The organism is Bradyrhizobium diazoefficiens (assembly GCF_016612535.1).
GTDB lineage: Bacteria > Pseudomonadota > Alphaproteobacteria > Rhizobiales > Xanthobacteraceae > Bradyrhizobium > Bradyrhizobium diazoefficiens_C.
Window position 1 is genome coordinate 205,303 of record NZ_JAENXS010000001.1, and the last position, 22,205, is coordinate 227,507.

At 65.1% G+C, this 22,205-nt stretch carries 20 protein-coding genes; 12 read left to right on the forward strand and 8 right to left on the reverse strand.

Going from position 1 to position 22,205, the window contains the following annotated elements; translation table 11 throughout:
- Positions 1-9: 9 nt before the first annotated feature.
- The 3 genes from JJE66_RS00960 to JJE66_RS00970 all read right to left on the reverse strand — a co-directional run bounded on the left by JJE66_RS00960 (position 10) and on the right by JJE66_RS00970 (position 3,699).
- Complete coding sequence (locus JJE66_RS00960; protein WP_200512265.1) at positions 10-1,884, reverse strand: TRAP transporter large permease subunit; 1,875 nt, start codon at positions 1,882-1,884, stop codon at positions 10-12.
- A gap of 1 nt (position 1,885) precedes the next feature.
- On the reverse strand, positions 1,886-2,917 hold the full coding sequence (locus JJE66_RS00965; protein ID WP_200512266.1) for a TRAP transporter substrate-binding protein: 1,032 nt from the start codon (positions 2,915-2,917) through the stop codon (positions 1,886-1,888).
- Between the two features lie 338 nt (positions 2,918-3,255).
- The gene (locus tag JJE66_RS00970; RefSeq protein ID WP_200512267.1) at positions 3,256-3,699 is read right to left on the reverse strand and encodes a DoxX family protein; all 444 of its coding nucleotides are present in this window, start codon (positions 3,697-3,699) and stop codon (positions 3,256-3,258) included.
- 93 nt (positions 3,700-3,792) lie between these two features.
- On the opposite strand from JJE66_RS00970, the gene JJE66_RS00975 reads away from it, so the two are divergent.
- The 3 genes from JJE66_RS00975 (at position 3,793) to JJE66_RS00985 (ending at position 8,154) form a co-directional block, all read left to right on the forward strand.
- A complete protein-coding gene (locus JJE66_RS00975; RefSeq protein WP_200512268.1) occupies positions 3,793-4,713 on the forward strand; it encodes a LysR family transcriptional regulator in 921 nt (306 codons plus the stop codon).
- Positions 4,714-4,859: 146 nt separating this feature from the next.
- Positions 4,860-6,338 (forward strand): caspase family protein, encoded by a 1,479-nt coding sequence (locus tag JJE66_RS00980; RefSeq protein ID WP_200512269.1) that lies wholly within the window; start codon positions 4,860-4,862, stop codon positions 6,336-6,338.
- 136 nt (positions 6,339-6,474) lie between these two features.
- On the forward strand, positions 6,475-8,154 hold the full coding sequence (locus tag JJE66_RS00985) for a SulP family inorganic anion transporter (protein WP_200512270.1): 1,680 nt from the start codon (positions 6,475-6,477) through the stop codon (positions 8,152-8,154).
- Positions 8,155-8,158: 4 nt separating this feature from the next.
- Here JJE66_RS00985 and JJE66_RS00990 read toward each other — a convergent pair whose 3' ends face one another.
- Both JJE66_RS00990 and JJE66_RS00995 read right to left on the reverse strand, forming a co-directional pair.
- Positions 8,159-8,521, reverse strand: a complete 363-nt coding sequence (locus JJE66_RS00990; protein ID WP_200512271.1) for a hypothetical protein — start codon at positions 8,519-8,521, stop codon at positions 8,159-8,161.
- A 52-nt stretch (positions 8,522-8,573) separates the two neighbouring features.
- Positions 8,574-9,998, reverse strand: coding sequence for an FAD-binding oxidoreductase (locus JJE66_RS00995; RefSeq protein WP_200512272.1), 1,425 nt, complete (start codon positions 9,996-9,998; stop codon positions 8,574-8,576).
- Between the two features lie 87 nt (positions 9,999-10,085).
- On the opposite strand from JJE66_RS00995, the gene JJE66_RS01000 reads away from it, so the two are divergent.
- Positions 10,086-10,574: a thioesterase family protein gene (locus JJE66_RS01000; RefSeq protein ID WP_200512273.1), complete on the forward strand. Its 489-nt coding sequence runs from the start codon at positions 10,086-10,088 to the stop codon at positions 10,572-10,574.
- A gap of 5 nt (positions 10,575-10,579) precedes the next feature.
- On the opposite strand, the gene JJE66_RS01005 is transcribed toward JJE66_RS01000, so the two are convergent.
- A complete protein-coding gene (locus tag JJE66_RS01005; protein ID WP_200512274.1) occupies positions 10,580-10,753 on the reverse strand; it encodes a DUF1328 domain-containing protein in 174 nt (57 codons plus the stop codon).
- A gap of 241 nt (positions 10,754-10,994) precedes the next feature.
- Here JJE66_RS01005 and JJE66_RS01010 point away from each other — a divergent pair, with 241 nt between their 5' ends.
- The 7 genes from JJE66_RS01010 to JJE66_RS01040 all read left to right on the forward strand — a co-directional run bounded on the left by JJE66_RS01010 (position 10,995) and on the right by JJE66_RS01040 (position 18,937).
- On the forward strand, positions 10,995-13,619 hold the full coding sequence (locus tag JJE66_RS01010; protein ID WP_200512275.1) for an ATP-dependent helicase: 2,625 nt from the start codon (positions 10,995-10,997) through the stop codon (positions 13,617-13,619).
- A 92-nt stretch (positions 13,620-13,711) separates the two neighbouring features.
- Positions 13,712-14,128, forward strand: coding sequence for a hypothetical protein (locus JJE66_RS01015; protein ID WP_200512276.1), 417 nt, complete (start codon positions 13,712-13,714; stop codon positions 14,126-14,128).
- On the forward strand, positions 14,128-14,796 hold the full coding sequence (locus JJE66_RS01020; RefSeq protein WP_200515238.1) for an OmpA family protein: 669 nt from the start codon (positions 14,128-14,130) through the stop codon (positions 14,794-14,796). The genes JJE66_RS01015 and JJE66_RS01020 overlap by 1 nt, the downstream gene beginning before the upstream one ends.
- A 171-nt stretch (positions 14,797-14,967) precedes the next feature.
- Positions 14,968-15,486, forward strand: a complete 519-nt coding sequence (locus JJE66_RS01025) for a DUF962 domain-containing protein (protein ID WP_200512277.1) — start codon at positions 14,968-14,970, stop codon at positions 15,484-15,486.
- Positions 15,487-15,518: 32 nt separating this feature from the next.
- Positions 15,519-16,550: an NAD-dependent epimerase/dehydratase family protein gene (locus JJE66_RS01030; protein ID WP_200512278.1), complete on the forward strand. Its 1,032-nt coding sequence runs from the start codon at positions 15,519-15,521 to the stop codon at positions 16,548-16,550.
- Between the two features lie 30 nt (positions 16,551-16,580).
- Positions 16,581-17,207 (forward strand): isoprenylcysteine carboxylmethyltransferase family protein, encoded by a 627-nt coding sequence (locus tag JJE66_RS01035; protein ID WP_200512279.1) that lies wholly within the window; start codon positions 16,581-16,583, stop codon positions 17,205-17,207.
- A gap of 425 nt (positions 17,208-17,632) precedes the next feature.
- Entirely contained in the window at positions 17,633-18,937 is a 1,305-nt protein-coding gene (locus tag JJE66_RS01040; RefSeq protein WP_200512280.1) for a sorbosone dehydrogenase family protein, read from the forward strand.
- A gap of 61 nt (positions 18,938-18,998) precedes the next feature.
- Here JJE66_RS01040 and JJE66_RS01045 read toward each other — a convergent pair whose 3' ends face one another.
- Positions 18,999-19,823, reverse strand: coding sequence for an aspartate dehydrogenase (locus tag JJE66_RS01045; RefSeq protein ID WP_200512281.1), 825 nt, complete (start codon positions 19,821-19,823; stop codon positions 18,999-19,001).
- 37 nt (positions 19,824-19,860) lie between these two features.
- The gene (locus tag JJE66_RS01050) at positions 19,861-20,778 is read right to left on the reverse strand and encodes a LysR family transcriptional regulator (RefSeq protein ID WP_200512282.1); all 918 of its coding nucleotides are present in this window, start codon (positions 20,776-20,778) and stop codon (positions 19,861-19,863) included.
- A gap of 128 nt (positions 20,779-20,906) precedes the next feature.
- Between JJE66_RS01050 and JJE66_RS01055 the strand changes: the two genes are divergently transcribed.
- Positions 20,907-22,205, forward strand: a complete 1,299-nt coding sequence (locus tag JJE66_RS01055; RefSeq protein ID WP_200512283.1) for an MFS transporter — start codon at positions 20,907-20,909, stop codon at positions 22,203-22,205.

The window sequence follows — 22,205 nt, forward strand, 5'->3', positions numbered from 1 at the left end:
AACACTCCTTCAGTAGCCGAACGCACGCGGCAACGCGGTCGAGAGCCATGGCACGAAGGCGATGACCAGCAGGCAGAGGAACAACAGGCCCAGATAGCCCATGATCGGCTTCACCGTCTGCTCGATCGGCACATTGCCGATCAGGCAGGCGCCGTAGAGCCCAAGCCCGAGCGGCGGCGCGAACAGGCCAATGCCCATCGCGATCACGAGGACCACGCCGAAATGCAGGGGATCGATTCCGAGCTGCACCGCGACCGGCAATAGCAGCGGCCCGAAGATGATGAGGGCGGCCGCACCTTCCAGCACCGAGCCCATCACGATCAGCACGGCGATTGCAAGCAGGATGAACAGCCAGACGCCTGAGGTCTTGGACATTCCCAGCATGAAGTCGCCGACCGCATGCGGCACCTGCTGCAAGGTCAGCGTGAAGGCCAACGATTGCGCGGCGGCAACGATGAACAGCACCAGTCCCGCGCGCGTCGCCGCCTGGACGAAACTGTGAGCAGCCGATTTGAAGCTGAGCTCGCGGAACACGACACTGCCGACCACGAGCGCATAGGCCACGGCGAACGCGGAGATCTCCGTGGCCGTGGCAAAGCCGCTCTTGAAGCCGAAGAAGATCATGAAGATCAGGCCGAACGATGCGATCGCGCCGCTCCACAGACCCAATACCGGCATCTGCGGCTCGACCTCCTCGGCATCCGCCGGCGTCTTCCCGAAGATGATCGAGAAGGCGATCAGCACCGCCGCCATCAACGCCGCCGGCAGCAACCCCGCCATGAACAAGCCACCAATCGACAGGTTCGCGACGAAGCCCAGAATGATCAGGTTGATGCAGGGCGGAATGGTCTCCGCCATCACCGCGGACGCGGCCAGCAGCGCCACTGCGCCGCCCGGATTTTGCTTCGAGCGGCGCGCCGCCGGAATCAGCACGGAGCCGACGGCCGCGACATCGGCCATCTTCGAGCCCGAGATGCCGGAGAACAGCACCATCGAGGCTACCATGACGACGTTAAGGCCGCCGCGCATGCGGCCGACGCCACGCTGCAGCAACTCGATCAGGCGCACCGACATGCCGTTGGCTTCCATGAGGTAGCCGACGAGGATGAAGAAAGGGATCGCGAGCAACACGAAATTGTCGATGCCGCGCGCCATCTGCTGGGCGAAGATGACGCCGGGCAGCGTGCCTTCGACCCAGATGAAAATCAGCGCGGCCAGCGCCAGGGCAAAGCCGATCGGCAACCCGCCGAACAGCGTGGTGAAGAAGCCTATCAGCATCAGCACGCCAGCCGACGGCACCGACGACGGCGACAGATAATCCCAGGCGAGATAGAGGCCGGTGACGACGGCGACCGCTACAAGGCCTCTGACGATATCAGGAAGCGGCCTGGCACAGAGATGATCGATGGCGAACACCGTCATGAACAGCGCGCCAATGCCCATGGGGTAGAAGGTCAACTCCAGCGGCAGACCGGACCCGGTGGTCTGTCCCGCCGTCAACGATCCCAACTTGATCGCGTTGTAGGCGACATAACCGGAGATCAGCACGACGAGCACGGCACTGGCGGAATCGACCAGGGTGCGCAACCGCTGTGGCAGCAGATCGCGAAAGAAGGACACCCCGACATTCTCGCCGCGCGCAAGCGCGCTCGCCGCGCCGAAGAAGGCCGATCCGACCATCAATCCGCGCGCGACGTCATCCGACCATTCGACCGGCGCGTTGAAGCAGAAACGCAGCAGCACGGAGCCGCAGACGACCGCGAGATCGGCGGTCAGAAGAATGGCTGCGATCGTGTCGCTCAGGCGAAGCAGCAATGCAATGCTCCCGTGTCGACTGCCCGAGAGCGGCACGGCGCCTGTCCTTGCCAACTCGGATTTCGCCATCTCAAGCTTGCGTCGCGCGGATGATGTCGATGACGGGCTTGGACTCCGGCCGCGCCTTGATGAAGTTATCGATCTGTGGCGCCACGCGCTTCTTGAATGCCTCGCGGTCGCATTCGGCGACCGTCACGCCCTTCTCGGTCAGGGCCGCCAGTGCCTCCTTCTCGACGGCGAGCCCATGGGCGCGCGTGTCGACGGCGGCCTTCTTCGCGGCGTCGAGAAAGCCGTCGCGCAGCTTCGGATCCATGCGATTGTAGGTCATGTCGCTGAAGTAGATCGCGAGCGGCGAGAAATTGTGCTGCGTCAGCGCGTAGAATTTGGCCGTTTCGAAGAACTTGCTCGCGAGGATCGTCGGAGGATCGTGCTCCAGGCCATCCAGCACGCCGGCCTGCAACGCCGTGTAGATTTCGCCGAACGCCAGGGGCGTGGCGGCAGCGCCCATCAGCCGCAGGCATTCGGTGATGACGGGATTCGGCAGGGTGCGGATCTTGAGGCCGGCGAGATCCTCCGGCGTCTTCACCGGCTTCCTCGCAAGAACACTGCGCGAGCCGAAATTATAGGCCCAGGCGATGATGCGGATGTTGCTGCCCTTGAGCAGCGCGTCCTCGATCGGCTTGGCGGCGCCGGCATCGAACGCCTTGGTCTGTTGCGGGAAGCTCGAGAACAGAAAGCCGAGATCGTAGGTGCCGACCAGCGGCACCAGATTGGCCGAGATCGACGAGCCCGACACCATGAGGTCGATGACGCCGAGCTTCACCGAATTGATGACGTCGATCTCCTGCCCCAACTGGTTGTCGGGGAAGAAGGCGACCTCGACCTGCTCGCCGAGCCCGTTGCCCTTCAGATTCTTGACGAGGTTGTCGTAGTAGACGCGGCCGTTGGCGAATTTGGGATCGTTCGGCAGCGAGGAGGAGCATTTCAGCTTCAGCGTCGCAGCTTCGGCGCGGCCGATGATGGCGGGAGAGAGCACGAGGCCGGCGGTCACTGCCGTCGACGACTTGATGAACGTGCGACGGCTGACGGGCACGATGGTCATGATGTCTCTCCCCGATATTTTTTGTTCGCGGCCACGGTCGTCGCCTGTGGCCTGTTGCGCGGGACTGTATGGCCAAAGCGACGGGGCAGGCAAGGGTTGCGGCCGGGCCGCTACGGCGGCGCGAGAGACAGGCGCGATGGCGAAACCGCAGCGGAATGCCGGCGATTGTCGATGTTTTCGATCATGCCACATCGCGACCGAATGACGGGCTGGGCAAGATTAACTCAGATCGATCCAATTCAGGTATCGATCCATGCCGAGCGCAGATTGATAGGGCAGGCAACAAAAAGCTGCGGGATCGAAATCCCGCAGCTTCGTATCTCAACGATACGATGATTTTAGCGCGACGCTGCGACGCTGAGCCGTCCGCTTGCCGCCGCGACATCACGCGAGGGCCTCAGCGCGAAGGCGCCGTCGCCGAGCAGAGCCTGCGCCACCAGCGCAATCGCCCAGAAGGCGGGGAATTCCCAGCCACCCTTCGGGTTAGTGAAAAAGAACCCGGCCGCGCCATGGACGGTGAAGATCGCACCGAGCAGGACCGGAATGCCGGCCAGCGCCGCGTAGCGGGTCCAGACGCCGAGGATCAGGGCAATGCCGCTGAGAACCTCTACGGTCATCACGAGGTAGGCGAGCTCGGGTGGAAAGCCGAGGCTACCGAAAAACTTGGCGGTGCCGGCGGGAGTGAAAACGAACAGTTTCAGGCTAGCATGGGCCAGGAAGAGCGCGCCCAAGGTCACGCGCAGCACCAGCGCGGCGTAGGGGGCGGTACGGGAATCGATCATGGCAGTCTCCTTTGTACCGCAACATGACCTATTCTATTTTCGAGGATAATCTGCTATTTTGGAAAAATACTTCACACCATTAGAGTGAGATAAATGCTTGACCGCCTGACCAGCCTGGAGGTCTTCGCCAAGGTGGCAGCAAACGGCAGCCTGTCCGGCGCGGCGCGGGCGATGGGCCTGTCGCAGACCATGGTGACCAAGCATGTGGCCTCGCTGGAGGCGCGGCTTGGCATCAAGCTGTTCCACCGCACCACGCGGCGGCTGTCGATCACCGAGGCCGGTCGCCTCTATCTGGAATCCTCCGAGCGAATTCTCGCCGACATGGAGACGGCAGATGCCGCGGTCGCGCGCGAACGCATCGAGCCGCGCGGATCATTGCGGGTCAACGTGCCCGTGGTGTTCGGCACACGTCAGATCGCACCGCTGATCGCGGAATTCTCCGAACGTCATCCCGAAGTCACGGTCGAGCTCGGCCTCAACGACCGCCTCGTCGACCTCGCCGAGGAAGGCTGGGACCTCGCGATCCGCATCGGCAAGCTGCGCGACTCCAGCATGGTGGCGCGAAAGCTCGCGCCGAACCGCCTGGTCGTCTGTGCCTCCCCCTCATACCTCGCCAAGCACGGCGCGCCGCGCCGCGTCGCCGACCTCGCCACTCACAATTGTCTCGGCTACACGCTCTCGCAACAGGCAAGCGCAGCGGAATGGCTGTTCGGCGCGGACGGCGAGATCCGCGTTCAGGTCTCCGGCAATCTGCGCGCCAACAACGGCGATGCGCTGCGCGCAGCGACGCTGGCCGGCCAGGGACTGGCACGGCAGCCGACCTTCATCGTCGCCGACGATCTCCGCGCCGGCACGCTGGTCGCGCTTCCGCTCGACCAGCCGGAGATCCAGTCGTCCGCGGTGCACGCGGTCTACCTGCCCGATCGAAGGCCGCCGGCCAAGGTGCGCGCCTTCATCGATTTTCTCGCCGCGCAATTTTCACCAGACCCGCCCTGGGACCGCGGATTGTTCTGACATCGCATGGCATGACGCGGCACCTCCGGCAGACCCCCTGCCCCATTTTGCCGCACGCGGGAGCGTGAGATAGCGCACAGACAGAGTCATGGTGCGCGATTAGAAAAGGTGACATCCTCGCACCCATTGCCGATGGAGGTGACACCATGCGCCGTCCTCTCTTTTGTAATTTGATCCTTGCCTCTGGTCTCCTTGCGCTCACGCAACTGATGACGCCGACGGATGCCGCGGCCGAAGCGCGGCTTGCGCTGGTGATCGGCCAATCCGCCTATCGCACGGTGCCGGAGCTGCCCAACGCCGCCAATGACGCCAAGGGCATGGCCGAGCTGCTCGGCAATGCCGGCTTCAACGTCACCGCGGCGCCCAATCTGTCGCAGAACGAGATGCGGCAGGCGATTTCGGATTTCGCCGGCAAGGTCAGCGCCAGCGGCGCCGACACCATCGCGCTGGTGTTCTATGCGGGCCACGGCTTGCAGATCGACGGCGAGAACTATCTCGTGCCGGTCGATCTCGATCCCAAGCGCGAAGCCGACATTCCGCTGCAGGGCGTGCGACTGAACGATTTGCTCAACACGCTCGGCGCGCTGCCGACGCGGGCGCGCATCTTCATGCTCGATGCCTGCCGCAACAATCCGTTCCCGGCGTTGAGCGGCGCCGGCCACGGGTTGGCGATCGTCGACACCAAGGCGGGCGCGCCGGGCTCCTTCATTTCCTATTCGACCTCGCCCGGTTCGGAGGCCGAGGACGGCTCCGGCGCCGACAGTCCCTACACCACGGCAGCCCTGACCGTCGCCAAGCAACCGAACGTCCCGATCGAGGAAGTCTTCAAACGCATCCGCGTCGCCGTGGTGCAATCGACCGACGGACGGCAGATCCCCTGGGAGAGCTCGTCACTGACGACCGACTTCAAATTCTTCGGCGGTAACGGCAGCAGCGGTCAGCCTCCCGCGCCGGGCGCAGGCGCGATGGCGCTCGCGAGCGCGACGCGCAGCGTCGAGGACTGGCGCAAGGATTTGCAGGGCAAGGACCCCAGGGTCGCCTATGAGCTCGTGATCGCCGACGATACCGTTCCCGCCTATCAGGCCTATATCGAGCTCTACGCGCAGGACGCCCACACGCCGCGCCTGCGCACGGTGCTGGAGCGCCGGCGCCAGATGCTGGCGTGGGATCGCGCGGTGGCGATCAACACCCGCGCATCCTATGAGGCCTATCTCGCGAACTGGGACAACAGCGATCTCGCCGCGACCGCGCGCCGGCTGCTGCTGCGCGTGCAGAACCGCAATTACAGCCTGCCGGTTGCGGCCGCCGCGCTTCCCGTCGCCGTCGCGATGGCGCCTACCTGTCCGTGCACCGCGCCGACGACACCGGCAACGCCGATCAACCCGACGGTCGCTCCCATCATCAAGAGGCGCGTCGACGACACGCCGCCGAAGCGCAAGGTGGTCGACGCGCCGCCGAAGCGCCGGCCGCCGCCTGACGAAGTCGTCGTCGAGCGCGCGCCGCCGTCCGGTCCGCCGCCCGGCGCCGTCATGCAAGGCATCGGCATCGGGATTGGTATCGGCATGGGTATGGGCGGAGGAGGCCGTGGCGGCGGCGAGTATCACAACGAGCGCGGCAGGTACTGAGACTGCCGCTCGGCCGCCTCTCGTGCGCCGGACGCAGCGCGTCCCGGACACGAGAGGCGCGGATATTCTCCACCTGTCACTTCCCGGAAATGCGGTAGTCTGATCGACCGACGCGCTTTCCGGGGATTAGACACTGATGCCAAACGACGCTCACGCCAAGGGATCACTAAACAGATCATGGCCGGTCTTCCGCTCGCTTGCGTCCTATTCTCTGCCCGGCGATCTCATGGCCGGGCTGACGCTCGCGGCCATCGCCATCCCCGAGCAGATGGCGACTGCGCGGCTGGGCGGATTCGCGCCGCAGATCGGCTTCTTCGCCTTCATGGCGGGCTCGCTCGGCTTCGCGCTGCTCGGCGGCAATCGCTTCCTGTCTTGCGGCGCCGATTCCACCATCACGCCGATCTTTGCCGGTGGCCTCGCCGCGCTCGCCACCGCCAGCTCACCCGAATATCAGGGTCTCGCGATCGCGCTGGCGCTCATGGTGGGCGCGATGATGCTCGCCGGCGGCGCATTTCGGCTCGGCGGCATCGCCAATCTGCTGTCGATGCCGGTGATGGTCGGCTTCCTCGCCGGCATCTCCGTCCACATCATCGTGTCGCAATTGCCGGGCGTGCTGGGGCTGGCATCGCCTGATGGTCCGACGCTCGATCGCATCGGCGTGCTCGCAAGCGAAATTGGCCGTACCAATCCCGTAACGCTTTGCATCGGCTTCGGCGTGCTTGCGGTGGTCGTCATCTCCGAGAAAATCAGCGCCAAAATCCCCGGCGCGCTGATCGGGCTCGTCGCCGCGACGCTGGCCGTGATCGCACTTGGGCTGGAGAGCAAGGGCGTCAACGTCGTCGGCGCGGTACCGGGCACGCTGCCGCATCTGACGCTGCCCATGCTTGCGCCGGAGCAGTGGGTGCACCTGGTGCCGCTCGCCTTCTTGATCACGGTCGTGGTGATGGTGCAGACCGCAGCCACGACGCGATCGTTTCCGTCCAATCCCGACAAGCCCGCCGATGTCGATCGCGACTTCCTCGGCACCGGCGCCGGCAGCGTGCTCGCCGGCCTGTTCGGCGCGTTTCCGGTCAATGCCAGCCCGCCCCGCACAGGAATCGTCGCCGAGACCGGCGGACAATCGCAACTCGCGGGCCTTGCCGCGGCACTGATCGTGCTGTTGCTGCTCGCGTTCGGAACAGGCCTGCTGCGGCACGTTCCGGACGCGGCGCTCGGCGGCATCCTGCTGTTCGTCGCGCTGCGGATCATTCGCCTGAAGCAGATCGTGACGATCTATCGCCAATCCCCGAGCGAGTTTCTGCTGATCATCGCCACCGCCGCGATGATCATCGCGCTGCCGATCCAGCAGGGCGCATTCCTCGGCATCGTGCTGTCGCTGCTGCACGGCATCTGGAGCACCACGCGCGCGCGGCTGGTCGAATTCGAGCGCGTGCCGGGCACCACGATCTGGTGGCCGGCGCACCCGCACATCACCGGCGAGCGCATCGCCGGCGTCGCCGTGATCGGGCTCCAGGCGCCGCTGTCCTTCCTCAACGCACCCAGCTTCCGCAGCGACGTGGACAAGGTTCTCGGCACGGCGACACCGCAATTGCTGGTGCTGGAGGCAAGCGGCATGGTCGAGATCGATTTCACAGCCGCACAGATCCTGCTCGACGTCTTCAAGGCGTGCCGCGAGCAGAGCGTGACGGTCGCGCTCGCGCGGCTGGAATCGGTGCGCGCGCAGGACGCGTTCGAGCGCTTCCGGCTGTTCGACGTCCTGCCCCGCGAGCACGTCTTCCACAGCGTCGACGAGGCGGTGCGCAAGCTCGCCAAATAGCTGCTCACTGCAACAATGTGGGATGATCCCGCTGCGCCTCTTCGCGGATCCAGCTGGCGTGGATCGCGCGGAACAGGATCTGTGCGGTCTTGAGGTCGTTCGCCGTCATGCAGAGATCGACGATGCGATGCACCGCGTCGTCGCGCATCAGGCTGTCGGAGATCTTCATCGCGATTTCCATCGCGACCTTTGCGGCGCGCTCATAGCGTGCACTCTCGCTCTTGTCGTTACGGGCGGAACCTGCGGCGCTCTGGGCCGCAGCGTCACAGATGGCGCGGATGCGCGCGGCGGCCTCGATATCGCCGAGCGGCCATGCGATCGCTTCGTCCCAGATGTCCTTCCGCGTTTTGCGCGCGAACCACTGCATTGCCTCGCTCCGCCGTGATGGAGCGAGCATAAACGAAAGGCAATGCCGCGCGCTACGGCTCCGGCACGATCTTGCCGGGGTTGAAGATGTTTTGCGGATCGAGTGCCTTTTTCAGCGCACGCATCGCATCCAGCGCCTCGGGGCCAAGCTCGGCCTTGAGGTATTTCTGCTTGCCCTGGCCGATGCCGTGCTCGCCGGTGCAGGTTCCGTCCATCGCCTGCGCGCGCTCGACCAGGCGATGCATGAACTCCTCGCCGCGCGCCATCTCGTCGGCATCGTTGGTGTCACACACCAGCGAGCAGTGGAAATTGCCATCGCCGACATGGCCGACGATCGGCGACAACAGGTTGAGGCGCATGAGATCTTCCTCGGTCTCGTTGACGCAATCGGCGAGCCGCGAGATCGGCACGCAGACGTCGGTTGCGACCACGCCGATGCTGTCGCCGGGCCGCAGCGCCTTCACCGACCAGTAAGCGTCGTGCCGCGCCTGCCACAATTTTGTGCGATCCTCGGGCTTGGTGGTCCAGGAGAAATCGCCGCCGCCGCAGTCCCTGGCGATCTCGCCGAACGCCTTGGACTGCTCGGCGACCTCGATCTCGCTGCCGTGGAATTCCATCAGCAGCAGCGGCGTCTCCGGCAGCGTCAGCTTCGAATACGCATTGCAGGCCCTCACCTGCGCGGCATTGAGCAGCTCGATGCGCGCCACCGGAATGCCGGTCTGGATCGCCAGGATCACGGCCTGACACGCCCCCTGCACGGTCTCGAACGACACTGCGCCCGCCGCGATGGTTTCGGGAATGCCACGGAGCCGAATGGTCAGCTCGGAGATGACGCCGAGCGTGCCTTCGGCGCCAACGAAGAGATGCGTCAGGTCGTAGCCGGCCGACGACTTCTTGGCGCGCGTGCCGGTGGTGATGATCTCGCCGTCGCCGCGCACCACCTTCAGCGCCAGCACGCTATCGCGCATGGTGCCGTAGCGCACCGCATTGGTGCCGGAGGCGCGGGTCGAGGCCATGCCGCCGAGCGAGGCGTCCGCGCCGGGATCGATCGGGAAGAACAGGCCCTGGTCACGCAGATGCTCGTTGAGCGCCTTGCGGGTGACGCCGGGCTGAATCACGCAATCGAGGTCCTCGGCATGGACCGCGAGCACCTTGTTCATGTCGCGCAAATCGATCGAGATGCCACCGGCGGGCGCATTGACCTGGCCCTCGAGCGAGGTGCCGGTGCCAAACGCAATGACGGGCACGCCGTTCTTGGCGCAGATCCGCACCACGTCCTGGATGTCGGCGGTCTCCTGCGCCATCACCACGCCGTCCGGCGGCTGGTTGACGATCCACGTGGTGGTGTGGCCGTGCTGCTCGCGGACGGCCTGCGAGGTGATGAGGCGATTGCCGAAGCGTGCGGCAAGCTGCTCCAGCGCGCTTGCGAGGGCTTTCGGCTCCGGCCGCGGCGGATTATTGGTGATGGTCGTACCCACGGATGGTCCTCCCGACAGACGAAACCGTGGCAAAGGACATCTCACCGGTCAAGTCAAGCGGCCGGATGCATAAGCGGGGAAAGACACATGCCCAAAACTGCCGCGCCATTCCGCGCCGCGATCATGCAGATCGAGCCGCAATGGATCGACTATAACGGCCATCTCAACATGGCCTATTACAACGTGATGTTCGACCGTGCCATCGACCAGCTCTGGCTCGAGCTCGGGATCGGGCCTACTTACAAGCAGGAACGCAACGGTTCGACCTTTACCGCCGAATGCCATGTGCGCTATCTGCGCGAGATCCACCTCGGCGATCCCGTGCAGATTCTGGTCTGGCTGCTCGCCGCCGACGACAAGCGGCTGCATACGTTCGAGGAGATGCGGCACGCCGCCGAAGGCTGGCTGTCAGCCACCTCCGAGAACATGTCGCTGCACATGGACATGAACGTGCGGCGCGTTGCGCCGTTTCCGCCCGACATTCAGCAGCGTATCGCCGAGGTCGCCAACGCTCACAGCGCTCTGCCGCGGCCCGCGGGCATTGGCCGACACGTGGCGATGCCCTTGAAGCAGTAACGCCGCTATACCCTGTTGCGGCCGCGGGCGAGGCCCACCACTGCCGAGACCAGGAACAGCACGACCGCGATGAAGAAAATGATTTTCGCGATTTCGACCGAGGCGCCGGCGATGCCGCCAAAGCCCAGGATGCCGGCGATCAGTGCGATAACCAGAAACGTCACAACCCAGCCAAGCATAGTCAAAACCCTCGTCTTGATGTTTCTCTGCGATCGGCGCGGCTGGCCGCACCTCGCTTGCCCAGACAATCTCGACGTGGAAACGAAGGTTCCGGCGCACCAGCGGTGGAAATTCGCAGGGGCGTTTGGAACAAATCGGCCCGCCGCGGTACGTGGAAAAACCCTCCCCGCCGCCCCATATAGGCTCCAATCCCTGTTATGAAGGCTCCCTCCCGCGACGGCGTGGTGCCATCGTGGGCAAATGATTCGCATGACCGAGCCGAGCAAGATCACAGGCGTCCCCGACCACCAGCCCGCCGCCGGCGGCATCGCCGCGCGTGCGCGCGCCTCGGTGGGGCCGAAATACCTCTCCGGGCTCAATCCCGAGCAGCGCGAGGCGGTGGAGACGCTGGATGGCCCGGTCCTGGTGCTGGCCGGCGCCGGCACCGGCAAGACGCGTGTGCTGACCACGCGCATCGCCCACATCCTGAGCCAGGGCCGCGCCCGCCCCGCCGAGATCCTGTCGGTGACCTTCACCAACAAGGCCGCGCGCGAGATGAAGCACCGGCTCGGCCAGATGCTCGGCCATGCCGTCGAAGGCATGCCGTGGCTCGGCACCTTCCACTCCATCGGCGGCCGCATCCTGCGCGCCCATGCGGAGCTGGCGCAGCTCAAGTCGAATTTTACCGTGCTCGACACCGACGACCAGGTGCGTCTGCTCAAGCAGCTGCTGCAAGCCGACAACATCGACGATAAGCGCTGGCCGGCACGGATGCTGGCCGGGCTGATCGACGGCTGGAAGAACCGCGGCCTGACGCCGTCGCAGGTGCCGTCGGGCGAAGCCGCCGTCTTCGCCAACGGCAAGGGCGGCAAGCTCTATGCGAGCTATCAGGAGCGGCTGAAGATCTTGAACGCCGCCGATTTCGGCGACCTGCTGCTGGAAGACATCCGCATCTTCCGCGAGCACCCGGACATTCTCCGGCAGTACCAGCAGCGCTTCAAATTCATCCTGGTCGACGAATATCAGGACACCAACGTCGCGCAATATCTGTGGCTGCGGCTGCTGTCGCAGGCGCCGTCGTCTCCCTTCACCTCTCCCCGCGTGCGGGGAGAGGTCGGATTGCAAAGCAATCCGGGTGAGGGGGACTCTCCGAGCACCGCGCTCGTGGAGACTCCCCCTCACCCCGACCTTCTCAGCGCGAGCGAAGCTCGTCGCGACCCCGCAAGCGGGGAGAGGGAGAAAGCCCACGTCAAAAACATCTGCTGCGTCGGCGACGACGACCAGTCGATCTATGGCTGGCGCGGTGCCGAGGTCGACAACATCCTGCGCTTCGACCATGATTTTCCCGGCGCCAAGGTCATTCGCCTCGAGCGCAATTACCGCTCGACCGGCCACATCCTCGCCGCCGCCTCGCATCTGATCGCGCATAACGAAGGCCGGCTCGGCAAAACGCTGCGCACCGAGGATCAGGACGGCGAGAAGGTCACGGTCACGGGCTCCTGGGATTCGGAGGAGGAAGCCCGCGGCATCGGCGAAGAGATCGAGCAGATCCAGCGGCAGGGCGACAAGTTAAACGAGATCGCCATTCTCGTGCGCGCCTCCTACCAGATGCGCGAGTTCGAAGATCGTTTCGTCACGCTCGGCCTGCCCTATCGCGTGATCGGCGGTCCGCGCTTCTACGAGCGCGCCGAAATCCGCGACGCTCTCGCCTATCTGCGCGTGATCAACTCGCCGGCCGACGATCTCGCTTTCGAGCGCATCGTCAACGTCCCCAAGCGCGGCCTCGGCGACGCCACCGTTCAGATGCTGCACGACCACGCCCGCAAGCGCCGCATTCCGCTGTTCGAGGCAGCGCGCGCGGTGGTCGAGACCGACGAGCTGAAGCCGAAGGCGCGCGGAAGTCTGCGCGACGTCGTCGCCCAGTTCGACCGCTGGCGCGCCGCGCGCGAGGTCACCGCGCACACTGATCTCGCCCAGATCGTGCTCGACGAGAGCGGCTATACCGAAATGTGGCAGAAGGACCGTTCGGCGGACGCCGCAGGCCGGCTGGAGAACCTGAAAGAGCTGGTGCGCTCGATGGAGGAGTTCGAGAACCTGCAAGGATTCCTCGAGCACATCTCGCTGGTGATGGACCGCGAGAGCGGCGCCGAGGACGACGCGGTGTCGCTGATGACGCTGCACTCGGCTAAGGGGCTCGAATTCGACAACGTATTCCTGCCCGGCTGGGAGGAAGGCCTGTTCCCGAGCCAGCGCACGTTGGACGAACAGGGCCGGGCCGGGCTTGAGGAAGAGCGCCGCCTCGGCCATGTCGGCCTCACGCGCGCGAGGCGGCGCGCGAAAATCTATTTTGCGACCAACCGCCGGATCCATGGCACCTGGTCGACCACGATCCCGTCGCGCTTCCTCGACGAATTGCCGGCGGCCAATGTCGAGATCACGGAATCCAAGGGCGGCTCGGCCTGGGGCGGCACCGGCGGCTATGGCGCCTCGCGCTTCGACGACATGGAAGCGTTCGGATCGACGTACTCCACGCCCGGCTGGCAGCGCGCCCAGGCAAACCGAGAAGGCAATCGCAACCGTGGCGGCGGCCGCAACGGCGGCGGTCGCAGCGGCTTCGAGGAAGAGGCTTCGACGTTCTCGTCCGCCTCGTCATCCGGACCCGATTTCGGCAGCTTTGCCTCGCGCCGCCGCGGTCCCATGACGATCGAGGGCGAGCTGGTCGCCAAATCGACCGGTACGACGTCGGAATTCTCGCTCTCCGACCGCGTCTTCCACCAGAAATTCGGCTACGGCCGGGTCACCAAGATCGACGGCAACAAGCTCACCATTGCCTTCGACAGGGCCGGCGAGAAGAAGGTCGTGGACAGCTTTGTGCAGCGGGCGTGAGGCCCCTGCCCTGTTGCGGCGGCGTAACGCCGCCGCCTTTCTTCGTTGAACGCCTCTTGACCATGGCGAACTTCCCCGTATCAGATGCAACCATGGTCCGGGGCTTTGTCACATTCATCGTGCTTGCATTGGCGATGCCGTCGCTGGCGACCGCGGAGACCATGAGCTTTGGCGATTCGCTCGGGCTGCTGGCGAAAAGTTGCGGTGCGGAAATCATCGCCAATTGCCGCGGCGTCAATCCGGACTCCACCCGCCTGAAGGAGTGCCTGTCCCGCAACCGGGACGTGCTCTCCCAGCAATGCCAGAGCGACTACCTCGCCGCGTTCGACGCCATCCAGAAGCGCGTCGCCGCCCGCGTCACGGTGGCGAACGCCTGCCAGCGCGAGATCGTCAAGGTCTGCGGCGGCTCGACCAAGGAGACCAGCAAGTCGGTCCCCTGCCTGATCTCGACGCCCAAGGGCATCAGCAACAATTGCCTGAAGGTCGTTGACGACGCGGGGTATCGATGATGCGTGCAACCGGGCACGTCACCGCCGGAATTGGCATCGCATTGGGCCTCGCTTTGCTCGCGGGCACAGCCGGCGCGCAGACGGCGCCAACCCGTGACGACATCGTCGGCAAGCTCAATCATTTCGAGGAGGCCGCCGAGGTCGATCTTCCCGCGCTGAAGCAGCAGGTGATGGAGCGGGCCAAGGCCAGGATCAAGAACGATCCGGGTCCGGTGAACCGGCCGCTGATCGCGCCCGACCTCGCCAAGCTGCCCGCCTTCAACGCTCAGATCCAGTTCGACGCCGACACGCCGATCATCCAGCCGGACTCCTACCAGACCGTCGGCCGGATCGCCGACGCGATGGTTCACGCCTCGCTGCTCCCCTACACGTTCCTGATCGTCGGGCATGTCGAGTCCAATCAGAAGACGCGGGAAGCCAACGCGATCCTGAGCCAGCGCCGGGCCGACGCGATCCGCGACGTGCTGGTCAACACGTTCAAGATTTCGACCAAGCGGCTGCAGCCGATCGGCCTTGGCGAGGAGCAGTTCCTCGATCGCGCAAAGCCGACCTCGGCGGTCAACGGCCAGTTGCAAATCCTGACCTTTGCCAAGGTGCCCGAGGATGCGCCGGCGCGTCCCGCAGCAGCGCCTGCGCCTGCGGCGAAAAGGCCCGCCAAGAAGCATTGAGCGCACGCGCACTGTCCCTGGCGGAACCCGTCGAACTTCTGACTGTTTTGTGACCTGTCTCACAGCGCGACAGCACGGTTTCGCGCGACAATAGCGCCGGTTTGTGCACTGCCCAGTCCGGTGCTATAGGCTGTCTTCGTCCTTCCCAGACCCCGTGCGCACGAGACCGAGATGGCTGGCTATTTTCAACGCCAACTGGCCGATTATGTCGAATACCACCGCGATCCCTGGAATTGCGCGATGCATGTGGTCGGCATTCTCCTGCTCTTCACCGGCGCGACGCTGCCGCTGACGCTGGTCCATTTCCCTGTGTTCGGGGTCGAGGTGAGCCTGGCGGTGATCCTGGCCCTGCCGGTCCTGGTTTACTGGCTGATGCTCGACGCCGGGGTCGGGCTCGGCATCCTCGCAGCGATGATCGTGCTGCTTTCGGTCGCAACCGCAATCGGCAATCAGGTCTCGATTGCCATGATGTGGTCGATTTTTGCGATGCTGATCGGGCTTGGCGTCGCATCGCAGATCATCGGCCACAAGGTTTTCGAGGAGCGGCAGCCGTCGATGGTCGACCACCCTACGCATTTCCTGCTTGGACCGATGTTCGTCATGGCAAAATTGTTCATTGCACTGGGTTTTCGTCGCGACCTTGCCGCGATTCTCGCGCCTCTTCCGGCCAACTCCCTTTCAACCCGATAGCTTTCTCAAAGCGGAACAGCAAAACCTACTGCATGGCTCTCGTCCTGGTTACCGGTGGCAGCGGCTTCATCGGACAGCATCTCGTCGAAGCGCTCCGCGCCCGTGGGCAGCGGGTGCGTGTTCTCGACGTCCGGCCGCCGGCCACGGCGAACGCGGACGTCGACTATGTCCACGGCTCGGTGCTGGATGGCGCCGCAGTCGATGCTGCGCTTTCGGGGGTCGATCAGGTCTATCACCTCGCCGGCCTGCCCGGCATGTGGGTCGCCAACAAGCGGGACTTTCACGACGTCAATTTCCGCGGCACCGAAATCGTGCTTGCGGCTGCGATGAAGCGCGGTGTGTCGCGCTTCCTGCACTGCTCCACGGAATCGATCCTGTTCCCTTACGCGAACCTCAACGGCGTCGCCGCCGAGGAAGCGCTGCAGCCGGCCGACGCGATGCCCGGTGCCTATACGCGGTCGAAGTCGCTTGCCGAGCACCACGCCGCGAAGGCCGCGGCCAGCGGCTTCCCGCTCGTGATCGGCACCCCGACCATGCCGATCGGCCCCGCCGACCACAATCTGACGCCGCCGACGGCGATGCTGTGGTACTTCCTCCAGAAGAAGGTGCAGCCGCATCTCGACTTCCTGGTCAACCTCGTCGACGTCCGCGACGTCGCCACGGGCCTTATGCTGACGATGGAGCGCGGCCGCATCGGCCAGCGCTACATCCTCGGTGGCGATTGCGTCCGGCTCGGCCAGATCCTGCGGATGATGTCGGCGATGAGCGGGCGGCGGCAGTTTCCGGTCGTCGTGCCCGGCAAGATCGCCGAGCTCTCTGCGACCATGCTCGAATATATGTCCGACCACATCACGCGCCGGCCGCCCAACGGCACCGCCGAGGGCGTGCGCATCGCGCTCGCCGCGAGCGACCTCTCGATCGGCAAGGCCCGTAACGAGCTCGGCTATGCGCCGCGCCCGATCGAGCCGGTGCTGCGCGAAACCATCACCCATCTGCTCGGCCGCGGCGGCCAGGCCGCGTCCAATGCCATCGAGCATCACGCGCTGTCGTCGCGCGCGAGCTGATCTGCTCCCCAACCCAAAGAACCTTTCCGCATGTCCTTCGATTTCAGCAAGCTTCTCTCTGTCGCCTGGGGCGGCTGGACCACGACCTGGCCGACGCAACTGCTGGCCCTGATCTGGCTCGCCTGGCTTGCCAGCTGGGTTGGCGCCTCGTTCTGGCAGGGCCGCACCCAGAAGCAGGTGATGACGCTGGAGTCCGGCCGCTATCGCATCCCGATCCTGGTCGGCGGCATCCTGTTCACGCCGTGGACGGCGGAAATGCTCGGCGAGAAGCCGCTCTGGGTCTTCAGCAATACCGGCGTCTACATCACGGCGCTGATCGTGCTCGCCGGCATCTCTTTCACCTGGTGGGGACGGCTGCATCTCGGCCAGTTCTGGTCGAACACCATCACCCACAAGCAAGACCACCGCGTCATCGACACCGGCCCGTACGGCATCGTGCGTCACCCGATCTACACCGGCCTGATCTTCGGCATGCTGGTCACCGGCGTCGCCGTGGGCACCGTCACCGCGATGCTCGGCGCCATCCTGATCTCGCTCGGCATGTGGCAGAAGGGCCGGATGGAAGAGGTGTTCCTGTCCAAGGAGCTCGGCGAAGACGCCTACGGCGCCTATTGCCGCCGCGTGCCGATGATCATCCCGTTCCTGTCGCCGCGGTGATCTAACGAGCCGCCCAACCCTCGTGTGTCGTCCCGGCGAAGGCCGGGACCCATAACCACAGGGAGTGGTTTGGCGAAGACTCGTCGTTTGGTGCTGCTATCACTCACAATCGATAGATTCCGCGGTATGGGTCCCGGCCTTCGCCGGGACGACACCGAAAGTTTTGCGCAACCGCATCCTTGCCATGCAAATTCGGCGTGCAGCCATCTGCACGGCGCCTAAACGGCCCGATGCGGGCTGACGCATGTTGACCTTTTTACCGCGACCCAGTTGGATGCGCCCGCAACGAGGCACGACGACATTCCATCGTGGATCTGGAGAGGTCGACGATCAGGCAAAGATTGAGTCCTGGCCCGCACGGGGTTTTGGACGAATCCTGGACAATCCGTCGTTGGACAATGCCGCACGTTCGACAGGGGATTTTCATGACCTTTTCCAGCATCTTCGCGCAGTTCGTCGCGTTTCTCGGCGGCGTCGCGCTGCAATGGCGGAAGCTGTCGGGCACCACACCCGCGCCGGCCTGGGGCCAGACACCGGCGATTCCCGAAGCTAAGCCGCAAGGCGCACTGCCGACGTTGAAAATGCCGACCGCACGCGGCTGGAGCGAAGGGCAGAAGCCGACCGCTGCGCCCGGGCTCAAGGTCAACGCATTCGCGACCGGCCTCGACCATCCGCGCTGGATCGAGGTACTGCCCAATGGCGACGTGCTGATCGCGGAAGCGACGCAGATCGCTGGCGCGCCGAGGAGCGTGTTTCACTACGCCATGCAGGCGACGATGCGGCGCGCCGCAGCACTCGGCGTCAGCGCCAATCGCATCACGCTGCTGCGCGACAAGGACGGCGACGGTGTCGCCGAAGTCCGCGGCGCCTTCATGGAGAACCTGAGCCAGCCGTTCGGCATGGCGCTGGTCGGCGACACCTTCTATGTCGGCAACACCGACGGCGTGATGGCCTTTCCCTATGTTGCGAATGCCGACAGCATCACCGCGCCGGGCAAGCGGCTCACGAATTTCAAGCCGAGCGGCCATTGGACGCGCAGCCTGCTCGCGAGCCCCGACGGCAAGAAGCTCTATGCCGGCGTCGGCTCGTTGAGCAACATCGCCGAGATGGGCATGGAGGTTGAGGAAGGCCGCGCCGCGGTCTACGAGCTCGATCTCGTCGCCGGCACGCATCGCATTTTCGGTGCCGGCCTGCGCAACCCGGTTGGATTGGCCTGGGAGCCGACGACCGGTGTACTCTGGACCGTCGTCAACGAGCGCGACGGGCTCGGCGACGAGACGCCGCCGGATTATCTGACCTCGGTGCGCGATGGCGGCTTCTACGGCTGGCCCTATTGCTATTGGGGCAAGACGGTCGACGACCGCGTGCCGCAGGATGCCGCGATGGTCGCCAAGGCGCTGACGCCGGACTATGCCCTCGGCGGCCACACCGCCTCGCTCGGCCTGTGCTGGATGCCCGCCGGCACGCTCCCCGGTTTTCCGGACGGCATGGTGATCGGCCAGCACGGCTCGTGGAATCGCAGCACGCTGTCCGGCTACAAACTGGTGTTCGTCCCGTTCGAGAACGGAAAACCTTCCGGCCCTGCGCGCGACATCCTCTCGGGCTTCCTGGCGCCCGACGAGAAGGCATCCTACGGCCGTCCGGTCGGCGTCGTGATCGGACCCGACAGGAAGTCGCTGCTGATGGCCGACGACGTCGGCAACGTGATCTGGCGCGTCACCGGCGCTTGAAGCCTTATTTTTTGAGCATGATCTTCTCGGAAAACCGCTTCACACTCTTCCGGATCATGCTCTAAGTCCCGACGCAGAGCGTGGCGCGCTGCTTGCGCAGCAGCGCGATCACCGAGAGCGCCGTGATGATCCCGGTCTTGGGGTTTTCGGACGGGATGTTTTCGATCGACATCGAGAACCGCGCCGAATCCGCGTCGACCTCGATCCGGTGAACGTTGCGCGTCACGGTTGGATCGGCCCAGATCTGCACCATGGTGCGATCAGGTCCGACGCCCGCGAGCGACAGCGCCACCGCGACGTTGAGGTTGGCCGGAAAGCCCTTTGCGGCCTCGCGCGCGGTGCCCTCGAACAGCTTGAGCGGCTCGCGCAGATTGTCGATGTCGATGTTGTTCTGAACGATGAACGGTGCGCCCTTCAAGCCGTCGATCGGCTTGCGCGTGACCATTTTCACCGAATGGATGGTGCCGACCGCGGCGGCGTTGACCGCATCGAGCCCGATCAGCGCCCCGGTCGGCACGATGATGCGGCCGCCATGGGCGCGGGCGAGATCGACGAGATCAAAATTCTCGAGCAGCCCGCCGACGCTGACCACGACCGCCGCCTTGCCGCGCTTCACCGCAGGCTCGACGATCGCGCGCAATTGGCTGCTCGGCGCGCACTCGACCACGATGTCGGCGGTCTCACCGAGCTGATCGATCGGCAAGATTTGCGGCTTGCGGCGCAAGCCGCTGAGGAATCCCTGATGCTTGGCGGCATCGCGCACAGCTACGGCTGACAGCGCCAGTCCCTCGATGCCCTGATCGAGTGCCATCGCGATCTTGGTGCCGATCGAGCCCAGGCCTGCGATGGCAACCCGCAACTCGCTCGACGCTTTCTGTTCAGTCATCGCATCCACCTTCTGTCCAAGCTCAGGTCTTAGCGCCTCACGCCTCTCGCGCATAGCTGCGCAGGCGCGCTTCGAGCACCGCCAGCATCGCATCGCGCGCCGGGTCGCGGGAGCCGCGCAGCCACGCCGCAGCCAGCGGCAGCCGACCGACGGGGCCGGTCTGTTTCGGCCGGAGCGACACGAAGCGCACGCCTGAGACCGCCATCCGCGTCGTCCAGCGCGGCACGATCGCGACCCCGAGCTTCGTGGCCACCAGATGGATGATGGTCTGCTTCTCGTCGGCGACCTGCACGATGCGCGGCGCGAGCCCGGCCTGCTCGAACAGCTTGATCGTGAGGTCGTGGCTGTGCGGTCGCGAGCGGCGATCCGGCACCAGCATCGGCTCGTCCGCGATGTCGGCCAGCGTGATGGACTTGCGCGCCGCGAGCGCGTGGCGTTGGGGGAAGGCCACGATCGCGGTCTCCTGGAGCAGAGCGCGAAATTCGAGCCGCTTGTCCGGCCGGTCGGGTGGACGAACGAAAGCGAGATCGAGAGCGCCAGTCAGAATCTTTGGCAAGAGCCGGACCGTCTTGTCTTCGAGAAGCTGCACCGCGACTTCCGGATGCTTGATGCGGAAATCACGCAGCAACGGCGGTAGCAGCCCTGCTGCGGCGCTGTCGATGGCGCCGACCCGCAACCGCCGACCGGCGCCTGCGCGCGAGCGGTTGCGCAGACTGCTCTCGACGGCCTCGACACGGGCGAGGATGACCCGGGCATCGCGCAACAACGTGGTGCCGCCCTCGGTGAGCGAGACGGCACGGGTGGTGCGCGCGAACAGCCGCGTCCCCAAATCCTCTTCCAGCAACCTGATCTGGCGGCCGAGCGCGGACGGCAGCATCTGGAGATGCTGCGCGGCGCGGCCGAAATGCAGCTGCTCGGCCGCCGCCACGAAGCATCGCAGTTGATGCAATTCCATGCGCAAATCCTCTCGCCCCGACAGGATTATATCATTTTTTTGTATAAACCAGCGCCAATTGAGTCCGCCTCCCGTGCCGCCTAGGCTCACTGCCAGACAATGAAAATCGGGTTTCAGGGAGGCCAGAGGTGGCGAGCGAGATTCAGAGGCGCGTGCTGCGCAAGATCACCTGGCGCATCGTTCCCTTCATCATGCTGCTCTACTTCGTGGCCTTCATCGACCGCGTCAACATCGGCTTCGCCTCGCTGACGATGAACAAGGACATCGGCCTGTCGCCGACCGTCTACGGGTTTGGCGCCGGCATCTTCTTCTGGGGCTATTTCCTGTTCGAGGTGCCCTCCAACATCATCCTGCACAAGGTCGGCGCGCGGATCTCGATCGCGCGGGTGATGATCATCTGGGGCCTCGTCTCGGCGGCGATGACGTTCGTGCAAGGCGCGACCAGCTTCTACATCCTGCGCTTCCTGCTCGGAATCGCCGAAGCCGGCTTCTTTCCGGGCATCATCCTCTATCTCTCCTACTGGTTCCCGGCGCGTCAGCGCGCCGCGGTGACCGCGTTGTTCATGGCGGCCGCTCCCCTCTCGACGGTGCTGGGCTCGCCGGTCTCCGGCGCGCTGCTGGAGATGGACGGAATGTTCGGCCTCAAGGGCTGGCAATGGCTGTTCGTGCTGGAGGCGCTGCCGGCCGTGCTGCTCGGCTTCGTCGTGCTGGCGTTCCTGACCGATCGGCCCGACAAGGCAAAATGGCTCACCGATGACGAGCGACGCTGGCTGGTCGAGACCATGAACGAGGAGACCACCAGCAAGGCCGCGACCGCGAGCCACAGCATCTGGCGCGGGCTCGCCGACCCGCGTGTGCTGGCGCTGGCGCTGATCTATTTCGGCACTTCGGCTGGCCTCTATACGCTCGGCGTCTGGGCGCCGCAGATCATCAAGCAGTTCGGCCTGTCCACGCTCCAGGTCGGTTTCCTCAATGCGCTGCCGGCGACTGCGGCCGTCGTCATCATGGTGCTATGGGCGCGGCATTCGGACCGCACCGGCGAGCGCACCTGGCATGTGGTGTGGGCCTGCCTGATCGCCGCCGCGGGCCTCGCCTATGCAGGACTTGCGACCGGTGTCGTCACGGTGCTGGTGGCGCTCACGCTGGTCAATATCGGCATCTCTTCCGCAAAACCGCCGCTCTGGAGCATGCCGACGCTGTTCCTGTCCGGCCCCGCGGCCGCAGCCGGCATCGCCACCATCAACTCGATCGGCAATCTCGGCGGCTTCGTCGGTCCCGCCATAATCGGCTGGATCAAGGACCAGACCGGCAGTTTTGTCGGCGGCCTCTATTTCGTCGCCGGACTGCTCGTCCTCTCCGCAGTCCTGACCCTGCTATTGTCGCGCGCGCAAACCGCGCCCGTCGAACCCGTTCCGCAATCCCACTAG